The sequence below is a fragment of the Pollutibacter soli genome (assembly GCA_029269725.1).
Lineage (GTDB): Bacteria > Bacteroidota > Bacteroidia > Chitinophagales > Chitinophagaceae > Pollutibacter > Pollutibacter soli.
This window is the reverse complement of the sequence record JARJHS010000005.1, coordinates 47,428-63,277: the sequence shown is the minus strand read 5'-3', so window position 1 is coordinate 63,277 and position 15,850 is coordinate 47,428. Positions and strand designations below refer to the sequence as shown.

Annotated in this window: 14 protein-coding genes; 7 read left to right on the top strand and 7 right to left on the bottom strand. The window is 42.7% G+C overall.

Features of this window, described 5'->3' with window-relative positions:
• Positions 1 to 166: 166 nt before the first annotated feature.
• From P2W82_RS13790 to P2W82_RS13770, 5 genes are all read left to right on the top strand, one after another.
• On the top strand, positions 167 to 1,744 hold the full coding sequence (locus tag P2W82_RS13790) for a calcineurin-like phosphoesterase C-terminal domain-containing protein (protein ID WP_336516483.1): 1,578 nt from the start codon (positions 167 to 169) through the stop codon (positions 1,742 to 1,744).
• 661 nt (positions 1,745 to 2,405) lie between these two features.
• Positions 2,406 to 3,821, top strand: a complete 1,416-nt coding sequence (locus tag P2W82_RS13785) for an MBL fold metallo-hydrolase (protein ID WP_336516482.1) — start codon at positions 2,406 to 2,408, stop codon at positions 3,819 to 3,821.
• A gap of 250 nt (positions 3,822 to 4,071) precedes the next feature.
• Positions 4,072 to 4,641, top strand: coding sequence for a YeeE/YedE family protein (locus P2W82_RS13780; protein ID WP_336516481.1), 570 nt, complete (start codon positions 4,072 to 4,074; stop codon positions 4,639 to 4,641).
• A 2-nt stretch (positions 4,642 to 4,643) separates the two neighbouring features.
• Positions 4,644 to 5,159, top strand: a complete 516-nt coding sequence (locus P2W82_RS13775) for a DUF6691 family protein (RefSeq protein ID WP_336516480.1) — start codon at positions 4,644 to 4,646, stop codon at positions 5,157 to 5,159.
• A gap of 51 nt (positions 5,160 to 5,210) precedes the next feature.
• On the top strand, positions 5,211 to 5,624 hold the full coding sequence (locus P2W82_RS13770) for a DsrE family protein (RefSeq protein ID WP_336516479.1): 414 nt from the start codon (positions 5,211 to 5,213) through the stop codon (positions 5,622 to 5,624).
• Positions 5,625 to 5,764: 140 nt separating this feature from the next.
• On the opposite strand, the gene P2W82_RS13765 is transcribed toward P2W82_RS13770, so the two are convergent.
• Positions 5,765 to 5,986 carry a hypothetical protein gene (locus tag P2W82_RS13765; RefSeq protein ID WP_336516478.1) on the bottom strand — a complete coding sequence of 74 codons (222 nt, stop codon included), beginning with the start codon at positions 5,984 to 5,986 and terminating at the stop codon, positions 5,765 to 5,767.
• Positions 5,987 to 6,232: 246 nt separating this feature from the next.
• On the opposite strand from P2W82_RS13765, the gene P2W82_RS13760 reads away from it, so the two are divergent.
• Positions 6,233 to 7,351 carry a Gfo/Idh/MocA family protein gene (locus P2W82_RS13760; RefSeq protein ID WP_336516477.1) on the top strand — a complete coding sequence of 373 codons (1,119 nt, stop codon included), beginning with the start codon at positions 6,233 to 6,235 and terminating at the stop codon, positions 7,349 to 7,351.
• Between the two features lie 244 nt (positions 7,352 to 7,595).
• Here P2W82_RS13760 and P2W82_RS13755 read toward each other — a convergent pair whose 3' ends face one another.
• The 5 genes from P2W82_RS13755 to P2W82_RS13735 all read right to left on the bottom strand — a co-directional run bounded on the left by P2W82_RS13755 (position 7,596) and on the right by P2W82_RS13735 (position 13,508).
• The gene (locus P2W82_RS13755) at positions 7,596 to 7,871 is read right to left on the bottom strand and encodes a hypothetical protein (RefSeq protein WP_336516476.1); all 276 of its coding nucleotides are present in this window, start codon (positions 7,869 to 7,871) and stop codon (positions 7,596 to 7,598) included.
• 322 nt (positions 7,872 to 8,193) lie between these two features.
• A complete protein-coding gene (locus P2W82_RS13750; protein WP_336516475.1) occupies positions 8,194 to 8,613 on the bottom strand; it encodes an SRPBCC family protein in 420 nt (139 codons plus the stop codon).
• A gap of 520 nt (positions 8,614 to 9,133) precedes the next feature.
• The gene (locus P2W82_RS13745) at positions 9,134 to 9,487 is read right to left on the bottom strand and encodes an ArsR/SmtB family transcription factor (protein ID WP_336516474.1); all 354 of its coding nucleotides are present in this window, start codon (positions 9,485 to 9,487) and stop codon (positions 9,134 to 9,136) included.
• A complete protein-coding gene (locus tag P2W82_RS13740; protein WP_336516473.1) occupies positions 9,468 to 9,923 on the bottom strand; it encodes an SRPBCC family protein in 456 nt (151 codons plus the stop codon). The genes P2W82_RS13745 and P2W82_RS13740 overlap by 20 nt, the downstream gene beginning before the upstream one ends.
• A gap of 312 nt (positions 9,924 to 10,235) precedes the next feature.
• A complete protein-coding gene (locus P2W82_RS13735; RefSeq protein ID WP_336516472.1) occupies positions 10,236 to 13,508 on the bottom strand; it encodes a S41 family peptidase in 3,273 nt (1,090 codons plus the stop codon).
• 748 nt (positions 13,509 to 14,256) lie between these two features.
• On the opposite strand from P2W82_RS13735, the gene P2W82_RS24825 reads away from it, so the two are divergent.
• Positions 14,257 to 15,051, top strand: coding sequence for a peptidoglycan DD-metalloendopeptidase family protein (locus P2W82_RS24825; RefSeq protein WP_419555720.1), 795 nt, complete (start codon positions 14,257 to 14,259; stop codon positions 15,049 to 15,051).
• A 284-nt stretch (positions 15,052 to 15,335) separates the two neighbouring features.
• Here the strand turns inward: P2W82_RS24825 and P2W82_RS13725 are convergent, their stop codons facing one another.
• Entirely contained in the window at positions 15,336 to 15,821 is a 486-nt protein-coding gene (locus P2W82_RS13725) for a hypothetical protein (RefSeq protein ID WP_336516470.1), read from the bottom strand.
• Positions 15,822 to 15,850 lie beyond the last annotated feature (29 nt).

Below are 15,850 nucleotides of genomic sequence, written 5' to 3'. Positions count from 1 at the left end.
TTTTGTAATTCTGCTTAAAATCAAGACCAGGCACTGAACCCCTGACCAACATCCCTTCCAATGATCCTGGCAATCCCGGACAAAGTAGATTTAAAAAATTTTCCTTATACAATTATTTAATCGATCAGCTTTCATTTTTTTCTTTACTTCATCCAAAATCTACATTATGAGAGAATTTTCTTCTCTGATCATTATCCTGCTGCTGTTCCAGTTCAGCAGTTTTGCTCAGAATTCTGCTCGTGGAACTATTTATGAGGACGCAAATGGGAATGGGAAAAAGGATCGAAAAGAAAAGGGAATTCCGGGAGTTGCAATTTCCAACGGTATCGAAGTTGTGCTGACGGATAATTTGGGCAAATATGTGCTGCCTGTTGGCAATGACAATATCATTTTTGTTGTAAAGCCCTCGGGTTATAAATTTCAGCCGGACAGCAATTTTCAGACGCGATTTTATTATATACACAAACCGGAAGGATCTCCAGCCGGATATAAATATGCTGGTGTAACGCCTACAGGAAAACTGCCCGCGTCAATTGATTTTGGACTTACAAGGAATGAAGAACCCGAAAATTTCACCGCATTTATTTTTGGTGATCCGCAACCGTATACCGCCCAGGAACTCGATTATTTTTCGCGCGGAGTAGTTGATTCCGTTTCAGGCATAAAAAATATCACGTTTGGCATTAGTCTGGGCGACATCGTTGGCGATGACCTGAACCTTCATTTGGAATATCTGAAAGTGATGCGAAAAGCGGGAATACCCTGGTACAATGTGATGGGTAATCATGACATGAATTATGAAGCGAAATCCGATTCGCTTTCTGATGAAAGTTTTGAAGCTCATTTTGGTCCGGCAAATTACGCCTTTAATTACGGAAAGATCCACCTGATCGTGATGGATGATATACTGTATCCCGATCCTCGGGGCAGGAATGGATATTGGGGAGGTTTTACAAAAACACAACTTGCCTTTATTGAAAACGATCTCAAACATGTCAGCAAAGACAAACTTGTGATTGTCTCATTTCATATTCCATTGATGCAATATGGTGATACTTACCGCCTCGAAGACAGACAACGACTCTTTGATTTGCTGACTCCTTTTCAGAATGCATTGATTCTTTCTGCACATACCCATCTTCAGCGAAATGATTTCTACACAAAAGCAGATGGGTGGAAAGGCGAGAAGCCGTTACATGAATACAATGCCGCTACTACTTCTGGCGACTGGTATTCCGGTGAATTAAATAAAGATGGCATCCCCTACTCTACTATGCGGGATGGCACTCCAAAAGGATTTGCATTGATACATTTTAACGGTAACCAGTACACGATCGATTATCAGGTGATCGGGAAACCGGCAGATTACCAACTCGAAATATTTGCACCTAAAGTAATTCCTGATAAACTTCGGTGGACTACATATAAATTCTATGTCAATTATTTCATGGGCTCTCCCAAAGACACATTGGAATATAGTATCGACGGTGGTAAATGGAGTAGAATGTTTCCTACGGAAGAAGCATCACCTGATTATCTTGATCTTTTACATCGTTGGGATTTCACTCCGCAACTGATGCCGGGAAGAAGGCCAAGTAATCCCGAAAAATCAACACATGTGTGGCAGGTGAATTGCCCAAATAATCTTCAGGTGGGAAAACATGTTATTTCGGTTAGGGTAAGAGATATGTTTGGGCGGGTGTTTATGGGGACAGAAGAGTTCATGGTGGAAGAGAAAAAATAACTGTAGAGAGTAGTATCAAGCGGGAGTAATTTTAAAATCATCAGTTGAAAGGAACGGTTAATGTGTATTGTATTGTTCTGTTGTTTGCTGTTTGCTTTGCAAAGTGTGATTTATTAGCCACATAACTCAGGCATACCTGCCAGTTATTCATCGCGTAAGGAGAATCTCCGCTCAAGTTCTGGTTAACGGCAATTTGTTTCGTATGATACAGTACAATTGGTTTTCAGATTTTTTAGTCGCCAAGGCGGGCCGCTGCTGTATTTCCAGTTGATTGCTATTGGTAACTAAACTGTAGTAGAATTGCCTGTGCGACTCGCCGTAATAGAATTATAACTGACGGTTGACAGCAGGCATAGCGTAAGTAGTAAGTAACCAGCCTGCCGGTAGACAGGTGAGTAGGACCAGGCCTCCTTGATAGCTGATTTATTTAAACTAAAGTCCAGCGGGGACGACCAATCTTAATGCCCGGGATTTCAATCCCGGGAGAAATAATATGGTGCATTATTGAATGATTTTTAAAAATGGATGTGAACCGCTTTCACATACCTTCCATGATTGCGGCTTCCGTATATGCCGGCTCTCCCATTTGCCAGTTACCTGTTGCCTCTGCAATCTATCGTCATCTCGACATAGCTCCTATCTTTGCCTCAAAGAACAACCAATGAAAATCGAACAGATATATACCGGCTGCCTGGCGCAAGGTGCATATTATATCGAGAGTGATGGAGAAGCTGCAGTGATTGATCCGCTTCGTGAGGTAGAACCCTATATCAAAAAAGCAGAGCGCAATCATGCAGTAATAAAATGGGTTCTTGAAACGCATTTCCATGCTGATTTTGTTTCAGGCCATTTAGATCTGTCGAAAAAAACAGGTGCACCAATTGTATACGGCCCGACAGCAACACCATCTTTTGATGCGCATATTGCAAAAGATGGCGAGATACTGAAGTTGGGGAAAACGAAAATAAAAGTGCTTCATACACCAGGGCACACGTTGGAGAGCAGCTGTTATCTCTTATTTAATGAAGATGAAAAACCGGTTGCATTATTTTCCGGAGATACTTTATTTATTGGAGATGTTGGTCGCCCTGATCTTGCGCAGAAAGCAGCATCGATGACAAAGGAGGAACTTGCGGGATTATTATTTGATTCTTTGAGATCGAAAGTCATGCCTTTGCCTGATGACATCATCGTATATCCGGCACATGGTGCAGGAAGCGCCTGTGGAAAAAACATGAGCAAAGAAACAAGCGACCTGCTGGGCCATCAGAAAAAAACAAACTATGCTTTGCGTGCTGATATGACGCGCGAACAATTCATCAATGAAGTTACTGAGGGACTTCAGCCACCCCCTGCTTATTTCCCGTTGAACGTCATGTTGAACAAACAAGGTTATGAAAGTATTGATGAGGTGATGAAACGTGGAAACATTGCGATGAGTCCGGATGCATTTGAAACTGCTGCCAATGAAACAGGCGCCATCATCCTGGACACCCGCGATGCGGAGCGTTTTTCGGCTGCGTTTATTCCCAACTCAATCAATATCGGCCTTGACGGAACTTTCGCTCCGTGGGTAGGCGCATTGATTCCTGACATCAAACAGCCAATTTTAATTGTTGATGAACCTGGCCGGGAAGAAGAGGTAATTACACGACTCGCACGCGTGGGATATGATCATACGATAGGTTATCTTAAAGGCGGAATCAGGTCGTGGATAGAAGCCGCTAAAGAGACGGACAGGATAGAGAACATCGATCCTGAAGATTTTGCGAAACTCCTGAAAAAAGAGCCTGGTACACACGTGCTCGATGTGAGAAATCCAACAGAATTCAACCAGGCACATCTGAAAAATGCACAGAATCATCCGCTGGACTATATCAGTGAGCAAATGCATGAGCTCGATAAAGACAAAACTTATTATGCTCATTGCGCCGGTGGATACAGATCAATGGTGTTTGCTTCGATTCTGAAGTCACGGGGATTTGATCACATCATCAATATTAAAGGAGGTTTTAAAAAACTGGAAGAGAACGGGAAATTCCACATCACCACGAAAGCTGAACAGGAAGCCGGTTAACCAATATTGTCTTAAATTGATAAACAGATGAATTGAATCAGATAGCCTGAAGCATTGAAAATTAACTAACAAATGTGCCATCTCTCTGCATTCCTGCTTTACCATACATCATGAACTTCTCCCTGATGGTAATAACGATACTATCGGCGAAGGATAGACGCGAAAGCGTTGAGAGTGCTTGCCCGATGAAGCAAAGTGAAGGCGGGGCAAGAAGCGGTAAAATGGATAATAGAACTAATAATACCTATAAATGACAATTCTTAACATACTTCACTCACCTTGGCCCTGGTATATTGCCGGACCGGTTATTGGATTGATGGTGCCTTTGCTGCTGATACTTGGAAATAAATCATTCGGCATCTCGTCAAACCTCAGGCATATCTGCGCAGCATGTTTCCCGGCAGACATTCCATTTTTCAAATACGACTGGAAAAAAGAAATATGGAACCTTGTACTTGTGGCAGGTGTTGTCATTGGGGCGTTGATCACCGTTAGTTTTTTCAACAATCCGGATCCGATTGCGATCAATCCAAAGCTGGTCAACGATCTGGAAGGAGCTGGCATCAATAGTTTTCATTCTCTTGCGCCGACAGAAATTTTCAGCTGGGCGAAGCTGTTCACCGTGAAATCATTGATCATGATTGTTGCGGGTGGTTTCATGGTTGGCTTTGGTACACGTTACGCGGGCGGTTGCACCAGCGGCCACGCGATTATGGGGCTGAGCAGTTTCCAATGGCCCTCGCTTGTAGCAACCATTTGCTTTATGATCGGCGGATTCACCGTTGCCAATCTCGTCATTCCTTACCTTTTAAAACTCTGATTATGCTGGATGCAACAACAAATTCTGTGATTAAAAAACAGACTGATTTCGAGGTGAGTTTTGATGACAGCACCGGCATGAATGAATCGACGCTGCGTCATAAACCATGGCATAATATCAAATATCTTTTCGCAGGAATGATTTTCGGAATGGTACTGGTTAAATCGGAAGTGGTAAGCTGGTACCGGATACAGGAAATGTTTCGCCTGCAGAGTTTTCACATGTATGGAGTGATTGGTTCAGCGATCTTCACCGGCATGATCGGTATACTCCTGATAAAAAAATTTAAGGTAAAAACCATTTACGGAGAAGATATTCACATTCCTAAGCGCAAATTCAGTAAGGGTCAGATCTATGGCGGATTGATTTTCGGCTTTGGTTGGGCGCTGACAGGCGCATGTCCGGGACCGTTATTTGCGCTTGTCGGGGCTGGTGTTTCAGTAATGGTGATCGCATTGATCAGCGCCGTCGCCGGTACATGGTTTTATGGAAAAATAAGAGAGAAGCTACCCCATTGATCGTCATTTTCATTATCTTTTCGATCAAACAAAATCACCAACAGCAATAACATGAAAAAAATCTCATTCGTGCTGGTTATTCTCCTTACAGCCTATGCAACAAATGCCCAGACAAAAAAACATCGGATTATTTTCGACATGGCCAAAACAGATACCGGCTACCAGGCCATCCTGATGAAACAGTTGAACAACACACTTAACGAAGCTCCGGATGCTGAACTTGAAGTTGTATGTTACGGACCCGGGCTTTCCATGCTGGTAAAAGGAAGAAACTCTGTGGAATCGCAAATGAAAGCGCTCACGGAAAGAGGCAAAGTAAGTTTTGTTGCCTGTGCTAATGCAATGAAAATTCAGAACGTAAAAAAAGAAGACCTGATACCATTTGTTTTAGTAACACCAGTGGCACTGCTGGAACTTTCTTCTAAGCAGATGGAAGGATGGTCTTATGTAAAAGCAGGATTCTGAAAAGGTACAACGTGGAACGTTCAACGTTAAACGCGCGCTAATGCGAATGATAAAATCGTCAGAAAACAATAATTGAATTAAGAATGAAATTATCATCTGCAAGAACTAACGTTTAACGTTACGCGTTTAACTTTCCACGTTTACCCCCTCCCCTTCATTTTTCTCTCGATAAATGCGCGCGCTTCCGGCGATTGCTTGCTTAGCATCACGCAATTGAAATAGATCAGTTCGCGGCCATATTTTTCCTGCGATTTATAATGCAGTTTCTGAAATACCAGTTCCACACTGGCATCAGGAAACTCGCGTACTACCTGCACAGATGGTCTGCTTTTAAATTTCAGCGATATGAGGAAATAAGGCATGACACAAAGATATGGGTTTTGCTAAATATTTTAGTATTTTTTAGTGAAAAGTTATTTATTTAATAGTCAGGCAACAGGCCCACACAGCATTGTGGGGGGAAACAGGTAATGGATAGAACCTAAAATTATAGGCTCTCGAACTTGTCGGGTTGACAGCGCCGATCTGCTGCCGTTGCCTCCTAAGACCTTGCCTAAGTGTCCGTGACATTCACTAACTTCCGCTATTAATTATAATCAACATTACATATGAATTCCCGTCGTCATTTTTTACAGAAACTCACAGCATCTGCATTGACTATTCCCTTTCTCGGTGAAAACCGTGCAGCAACGCTGGAGAAATTTTACGAAGAGCCTTATGACGGACCGGTACTGCGGGTGGCGATTATGGGACTGGGAAGTTATGGTACACGTGTTGCAGAAGCGATGACGGCCTGCAAATCCGCAAAACTTGTTGGTGTTATCAGCGGTACCCCTTCAAAAATTACCGCATGGCAAACCAAATACGGAATACCGGAAAAGAATTGCTACAACTACGAGAATTTTGACAACATTAAAAGTAATCCCGATATCGATGCAGTCTATGTGATCACACCGAATGGATTGCATAAAGACCAGGTGATCCGTGTGGCAAAAGCCGGCAAACATGCTATCTGCGAAAAACCGATGGCAATCAATGCTGCAGAAGGTCGTGAAATGGTGGCAGCCTGCAAAAAAGCAAATGTAAAACTGCTGGTAGGGTATCGTATGCATTTTGAACCGAACACACTTGAAATTATCAGGCAAAGAGCTGCAGGCGAATTTGGAAAGGTCTATTTTTTCCAGGGTCTCAGCGGATTCAGGATCGGTGACCCTACGCAATGGCGACTGAATAGAAAACTGGCCGGCGGCGGTGCCATGATGGATATCGGCGTGTATTCGATTAATGGTTCCCGTTATATGATCGGAGAAGAACCGATCTGGATAACGGCACAGGAAACCAAAACAGATCCCGTCAAATTCAAAGAAGGTGTGGACGAAACGATCGAGTTCCAGATGGGCTTCCCCAGCGGCGCAGTCGCATCATGTCTTTCTACCTATTCCATCAATTACCTAGATAAATTTTTCCTTGTCGGCGATAAAGGGTTTGCAGAAATGCAGCCATCGACAGGCTATGGCCCTATCAAAGCAAAGACCAATAAAGGAGATCTGAGTTATCCGCATGTCACTCATCAGACAGTTCAGATGGATGAGATGTCGGCAATTATTCTCCAGAACAAACAACCAATTGTTCCTGTTGACGGAGAAGAAGGATTACGCGATCTCGTTATTATTGATGCCATTTTTGAAGCCGCGAAAACGGGGAAGAAAGTAACTCTCAAGGGTTAAACGTGTATCGTTGAACGTTAAACGTTAGCCTAAGCGACTACAAGCTTTTTCCTATTTTGTAATTAATTACCTTGGAGGTTGGTAATTATAACGTATCACGTATAACATACTCTCCAACTCTTCACGGAATTCAATTTTCTCAACATTTTGCTGTTTTATTACGGCACATTGAAGTAATAAGATTTGTGAAGAGGAAGGATTTTCCTGATTTGTCTTAAAATTGACATACACGATATTCTAACTTTTAAACCATCGCTCTCATAAAAAGCCAGGGGACAATAAAAATATTTACGGCAATCAGTACTGAACCATAAACTTTGTTTAAAACACCTCCGAATCGGTAAATAATTACTCCTGTTATTAACCCACCAAAACATAATATCCAAAAATCAAAATTCCCGGATATTTCGATAATTGGCAAATTCTTGAAGCCTAACTCAAACAGCAATTCAGTTATTACTACATATAATACATATAAAGAAGTGAGATAAAACAGAAGTTTTGCAATTGGTTTTTTCATTATCTAAGTTTTTCAATTTCCTCGGAAGTATAGGTCTTCTTTCACTTTTTCCAAACCAGAAAATATTTTCAATGATTGAATTGTAAATCTTTTGTTAGTGGCATCGTCAATATTATAATGATAAATTTTTTCTCCGTTGTACAGATGGTTGCTCTCATTAGTACCTTTAACCTATCCATTATCAACCTGATTTTCGTCACAGTGTGATTTCAATTAAAGGGCATCAAATGCTACAAAACAAGATTGTACCTGTTAAGCCCACCCGAAATAGTGAGGTGGCCTGGAATTAATTTGTATCGCGATCAGCCGGCACCTCCTCAAACTACTTCCCCAAATACTCACTCAACTCCTGCTCCGCAAACTGCTTCCATCCAAACTCAAAATTATGCGTCTGCAGTTCCGGTACATCCTGCGGGAATGTTTCAAGTCCCGTATGTGTAATCCTTAACATCGTTTGTCCTTGCCCGTCGGGAAGTAATTCAAATTTAACTTCTGAATTTCCGGGATAACCTTCATATCTCCATGTATATGCTATCACTGATAGCGGTATCACTGTTGTTACCCTGCATTTATGCAGCCATTTCTTTTTGTCGTCTCCGGCCCAGAACTCAAATTCAAACCCAGGTTCGGGTCTGAACTCCGCAAGTTCAAAATACCATTGTTTCATTTCTTCATTGACCGTTAAAGCATTCCATAACCGGGAAGCAGAAACGGGATAAGTTTTTTCAACTACAACCGGCATAAACTATTTTTTTAAAATTTAGATGAGTTTGTTTTTCATTGAAGATTCTACCATACACGGCTTTCATTTCTTTCTCCGGGTAGTATCCTCGCCGCCAAATGGACAAATTCCGGTTCTTCCTCCAGGTACCTCTTCCAGCTGATTGAGAATTATAGGTCAACCCACCGGCACAGTTTCGCACATGAATCAGGCACTTCACTTTAGGTGAACATAAGTTTACACGCCGCTTAACCTATCGGCTTTTATTGACACCTGACCAATTCATACCATCAAGTATAAATGATAAGTCAACGTGGATCGGACTTTAGGACTTTGCTGCTGATTTCCGTCCTTTGTTTATACGAACCAGATATTTATGTTACCCCCTCCTGCAAATCCAATTCCATATCGGTGAAACCAGATCCTGACCCTGTCCGGATCAGTAATTGTACTTCATACAATCGCTATCGGATCGGGCAGTTCGCCTGCGAAGCGGACATGGAACCCATACTTGTCGCCATCAATTCAGGGGTCTTGGAATTCATTGGCGTTTACTTTTTTTTGATGTCTTTGGTTGAGGATGGGTATCAGCAAGAAATTTTTCCAAAGCATCCAGTTTTTTATTCCAGAATTTCTGATAATAGTTTATCCATTCCTGCAGGGCATTAAAACCATCCGAACGGAGATAACAATATCGCTCTCTACCGATATCATCAATGCTGATAAAGCCAGCACTTGTCAGAATCTTCACGTGTTTGGAAACAGCCGGCCTGCTCATATCGAAATTTTCCGCAAGAGCATTGATTGTCTGCTTATTCTTCGATAGCAAATTCAGTATCTCCCGGCGACTAGGATCGGCAATAGCCTGGAAGGGATCACCCTGCAATGTTCGCATGTTCCACGCCGTTTAAATATTTCACTAATTTTTTCTGCATTATTTTTTGCCAGCCTTTTCCCATTACGATAAATGGTATAAAATTTTTCAGCCCTTTAAATCCACTATGCCTCAACGTCAGCAATGTGCCTCCGCCTGTGGGCTCAAGCGTCCAGGTAATAACAGTATCCAGGTTGATTTTACCATTACCTGGTCCTCCCTTCCACCCATATACTAACTTTCTGAAATGAATCACTTCCAGTACTTCACCATATATTATTCCATCAAAACCAAACTTCACTTTTGGCTTCGTTATAAATCTGAAGCGATGTCCGACAATAGGTTTGAAATCATTTTCCATGAGCCACGCGGCTAAAATATCAGCTTCAGTCAGACAGCTCCAGATGACTTCCGGCGGGTAATTGTATTGTTGTTGTAATTCAATCGTCTTCGGCATAATACGTAATTTAAACGTTACACAAACATACAAGTAACTTTTTAGTTACGCAAATTTTATTCTGAAGAAGATAATAATGCCCAGAGATAAAGACATATCCAACCATTGGCGGGCTGGATGCTCATCACTAAAAATATTAAAGCAGCGATTAAAAATTAGTATGAAGAAAATAAGATACTTTTTCCTTCAGTCGCCTGAATTCACAATTTGTCGCCCCTGCTCCGTCTGATCTCTGAAAAAAAAGTTGCTATTGATCAGCCTCATCTGAATTTCAGAAAGATGAACGAACAACGATGAACGATGAACGACGAACTACTTCTTCGGCCGCAATGCCCTCACCGGCGCCGCTGGTTCTTTTTGCAATTGTACCGGATGATCTTTCAACAACCGCAATGCCTCTTCAACAGCACGCTCCAGCTGAGGATCATGACCAGCAAGTACTTCTTTCGGCGTCATTTCCACATCGATATCCGGGGTGATCCCCACCCCTTCCACATCCCATTTTCCGTTGAGATCAAAAAAGCCACCACGCGGCGCCGTTATGTACCCGCCATCCATTAATTCAGGTGTATCCCAGATACCGACAAGCCCACCCCAGGTTTTCTTTCCTACCAGCGGACCAATCTTCATCTGTTTAAAAAGATAAGGAAGCATGTCACCACCTGAACCAGCCATTTCATTTATGATCATCACCTTGGGACCGAAAATGCCAGTAAGCGGTTCGGTCCAGGGACGCTGCTCACCAGAGACGTTATTGAAATATCCCCTCAGCTGACGACTTAATATATCCACAAAATAATCGGCAATAAAACCTCCGCCATTATACCTCTCATCAAGTATCACACCCTGTTTATCCTGTTGCGCGAAATAATATCGATTGAAATTATCATACCCATCTTCTGCAGTATTCGGTAACCATACATAAGCAAGCTTTCCACCGGACAATGAATCCACTTTTCTACGATTTCCTTCTACCCAGTCATATAATCTGAGTGAATACTCATTTGCAACAGGCACAACGATCACGTTCCTCGGACTCTTTCCATCGGCTGTCTTACTCACGCGAAGGGACACCTGCTTGTCTGCCTTGTTTTCAAAAAGGCTGTAAGGATTCATGCTGTCCGTAAGGTTAATACCATCGACAGCAAGGATATAATCTCCATTGTTTACATCAACACCAGGAGTACTCAATGGCGAACGCAACCCCGGATTCCAGTTCTCACCATTGTAAATTTTCTTTATCCGGTAACGCCCACCCGCAGTTTCGAGATCAGCCCCCAGCAGTCCGTTGTTGACATATCCCGTCGTTGGCAGATCTCCGCCACCAACAAACGAGTGACCAATACTCACTTCGCCCCCCAATATGTCCAGCAGGTAATTCAGGTCATTTCTATGCGCAACAAAATCCACCAGCGGACTGTACTTTTCATAGATTTTATTCCAATCATTGCCATGTACATTTCTTACATACAGATAATCGCGCTGGTATCGCCATGCCTCCCTGAAAATCTGTTTCCACTCTTTTCTCGCATCAGAATAAATCTGAACGCCGGAAACATTCAATGTCCCTGAGCCTGGCGCCGGTACTGCAGTTGACTCCGTTAGCACCCATTGCGCACCGTGGAAAAGGATCTTCTTTCCATCGGTCGAAAGTGTGAAGTAACTAACCGCATCAGCATATTTTTCTTCTTTCCTGCTCTTGAGAGTATACTTATATAAAGTCTGACCAGGTTGATTTTTTACATTTTCCAAAACAAAAATTTCACCCGCAACACCCGCTTTCAGATTTGTATAATCTCTTCCCGTCATCGAAGTTGAAAGTATACGCTGACTTAAACCATCAAGATCAATCTGTACCAGAGCTTTTGATTCTTCGGAAGTTTTTGCTTTTTCATCTGTTTTCTTTGTTGATTTTTTTGCCTGTACAACCGTACTGTCAACCGTTTTTTGATCCTTGTCTTTTTCTTCTTCATCGCTCTCCGGCAATAAAGGCGAAGGATCACCTTTTTTAAGAACCATAAAATAAACCGATCTGCGTACCGGTCTTTCAAGAGAGCTCATATCCAACCAGCCTGATGCAAGCGCGAGATTTGTACTTGCCAGAAAATAGAGATACTTACCACTTGCATCCCATGCAGGTGAAATGGCATCAGACATCCCGTCTGTTAATTGTAAAGATTTTGACTTTGCAATTTCATAGGCCATGATGACATGATACTGGCTGGGCAGGCGTTTTGTGTAGCCGATCCACTTACTATCCGGCGACCAGACAGGATTGATTGTTCTGTCGGGATGGAGGTAACTGTCTTTGTCAACCAGCGTTGTTTTGCCCGATGCAATTTCGGTCATCCATAGCTGTTGGATATGGTCTGTGAAAGCGATGTACTTTCCATCCGGCGACCAAGTAGGAGAATAATAAAATGTTGGGGAAGGAATTTTTATTTCTCTTGCTTTTTCGATACCGGATTGTGATCCGATCATCAGACTGTATTCGCCACTTGCATCAGAAAACCATGCAATCGATTTTCCATCCGGCGACCATACCGGATCATGCTCTCTTGAACCCGGGGCATTAGTAATATTACGGGCATCCCCTTTTTCCGCAGGTACTGTAATGATTTCTCCGCGTGCTTCGAACACGACGCGTTTGCCACCTGGTGAAAGCGAAGCTTTATCCAGATTATTTGAAACGTTTTTGTATTGAGGACGCAACCAGGGAAAATCACCGCGAACCTGGATAGCTAATTTTTTACTTGCTTTTACCGACGGATCAAACGTATATATATCACCACCATATTCAAAAACAATACTCCCTCCACCAGCAGATAATTGTTTTATATCAAACTCACTAAACGTTGTCAACTGTTCCACCTGTGATGTCTGCGGATCAAATGAGTACAGGTTCATGGCAAGATCGCGATCAGAAAGAAAATAAATTTTTCCTTTCAGCCAAACGGGTTGCATATCGTGACTGTTCTCCCAGGGCAACGTTTTGATGCTGTTGTCGCTCATATCCTGCACCCAGATCGGACGGTTCTGACCGCCACGGTAATTACGCCATTCTTCATCCCATGGCGATACCAATTCATAAGCGAAGAATTTCCCATCTTCTGAATATTCACCCCTGTATGCACGTGGGATTTTCAGTGCGTGCGGAAATCCCTCACCAATGCCCATCTCCCACATCTTCCCCCCGCCTGGCACCGATTCCCGCATGGAAGCAAACAATACTTTTCCGGCAGGGGTCCATCCATTCACTACATCCGAACCCGGGTGCCAGGTCAATCGTTTGGGTTCTCCCCCAATCGAAGGAATGACATATACGTCAACGTTACCATTGTATTGGCCGCTGTAAGCAATCATTGATCCATCCGGAGAAAACCGAGGATTGAATTCCGAACCCTGGAAACTGGTAAGTCTTCGGGCCTCACCGCCATTTTTGTCGGCAATCCAAAGATCATTTGCATAGCTGAACACGACTTGTTTCTCACTGATATCAGGATCGCGAAGCAGCCTGGTGTTCTGTGAAAACGCCGTTGCAGTAATAAAGGAATTAATCAAAATAAAAACGAATGATTTGCTCATGTTTGGGAATTTTCGAATATCAGGTGTCTGCTAAAGTTGCACAATATTTTTCTGCCTTTCGCTAGTCCGAAAGAAAAAACTTTTACTCGTTTAAAAAGGAAATTTCGCAGACAAATCATCAGCTTTAAAAATTTTGCAAAAAATGATGCTTTGAATCTTCCGGCACGCCAGAAGATTAGTTCAGACAGGCGTAATCTTTGATGTTGATATTCCTATGCATATGAAGTCACATAAGTTTTTTATTTTCCTGTATTTCCTGCTGCTGTTTGCAGCCTGTAAGTCGAATCGTGGATTGTTCAGTTCAAAAAAGTCCGCTCACAGCGAATATTCTGAGCGGTTGGAAAATGCCGGATTAAAACAGTCAGTACTGGGCAAAAAATGGAGCAGCTCGGCAGAAAAAAGCCTGGCTCAACCCGTGGATATAGTATTGCCGTATAGAGAAACCGGGTATTTCCAGGCAGCAGGTCCACGTGCGGAAGGACTACGATTTAATATTCGCCAGGGTGAAAAACTGGCCATTCATATTCATACAATTGCTGACAGCTCAGCTAAGTTGTTTACAGAACTGTGGCGTATTACCCCAAATCAACCTGCAAAATTTATTGCAGAAACCGATTCTTCCGGAGCGATTATTTTTGAATCTGACCAGGATCTGACTTTACTATTACGAATTCAACCTGAATTGCTGGTCAACCTGGAATACACTGTGAGTGTGAGCACGGGTCCTTCTCTCGCATTTCCGGTACGCATAACCGATAATCCGAAGATCAGCAGTTTCTGGGGTGCAGATCGTGATGGCGGAATAAGGAAGCACGAGGGTGTCGATATTTTTGCTAAGAAAAGAACGCCACTGGTGGCAGCCGCGAACGGAACAATTACGAGAGTAAACGAAAATAATCTCGGTGGCAAAGTGATTTTTTTGAGGCCACACGACAAATCTTACTCATTGTATTATGCACACCTGGACAGCCAGATTGCAACCCAGGGGCAGAAAGTGAAAACTGGAGATATTATCGGATTGATGGGGAACACCGGCAATGCAAAGACGACGCCTCCCCATTTGCATTTTGGAATATATACGAGAAACGGCGCAGTGGACCCATTTCCTTTTATCGAACGCGATCGCAAAATGCCGGCGCCTGTTATTTCGGATAAAAAGAATCTCAATGAATTGATGCACGCGAATGCGGAATCAACTGTTTTTACCCAACCGGATATAAAGTCAGGGGCAGTAACAAAGGTCAAGGATTCAGATCTTATGGAGATTGTCGGCGCGACCGATGAGTGGTATCGTGTATTGGTCAACGATAGTGTAAACGGATTTATCCCGGAGAAACTATTATCCAGCAAACCTCTGCAGAAAAAAACCATCAGCAAGACCGGAAGACTTCTGCACAGTCCTGATGTAACAACGGCAGCGCTCAAACTCGTTGCAGCCGGATCAACTATTGAAATTTTGGGGCGCCGAGGAAACTTTTTTTACGTGAAGGACAAGTCCGACTTTGGCTGGTTTCAAAATCCGGATTTGTTAACCACGAAATAAAAGGAAGAAAATTGATCTTCATGTCTTCCTGCCTTCTTGTAAAAAACCTCATCGCATTAAAAGTTTTGAACAAGAAGACGGTAAGTCAGGAAGAAAATTGATCTTCATGTCTTCCTGCCTTCTTGTAAAAAACCTCATCGCATTAAAAGTTTTGAACAAGAAGACGGTAAGTCAGGAAGAAAATTGATCTTCATGCCTTCCTGCCTTCTTGTAAAAAACCTCATCGCATTAAAAGTTTTTAACAAGAAGACGGTTAGCCAGGAAGCAGATTACTACTATCGATTTCATTTTCTCACAATCACCCTTCGCCGGTGAATCGCATGGCGCTTCTCTCCTCCTGGTTTCTCTTCTTCTTTTTCAGACTCCTCGATTTTGAGATCAAGATCATCCATGCCCAACGATTGCAGAATGTGGTTGCTTTTATTTCTTATTTCTGTCCAGACTTCATCATCGAAGACAGAATCACTTGAAAATGATTCTTCATCCAACCGCGCAACCATTGCACCTAATTCATCCAGTTGCTCCGCCTGGTCAAAACGAATCAATTTTGCCTGGATATATTTTTTGGCTGAGAGATCATAAAAAGATTCAAAATCCAGTACCATTTCTTCACCGGGATTTTCTGATTCACCGATGATGTCCATCTGTCGTTCCGGATCCGCAGCAAGAGTGATCAACGTCTTTATCAGCTCACTGAAATTCCATTTCAGGAGGTGATCTGCATCTCTGAGATTGTGCTGTCCGTAGTCGGTTAGCGGATCAAAATGCATGGAAGTTATAAGTTGTACGTGTTAGGTTA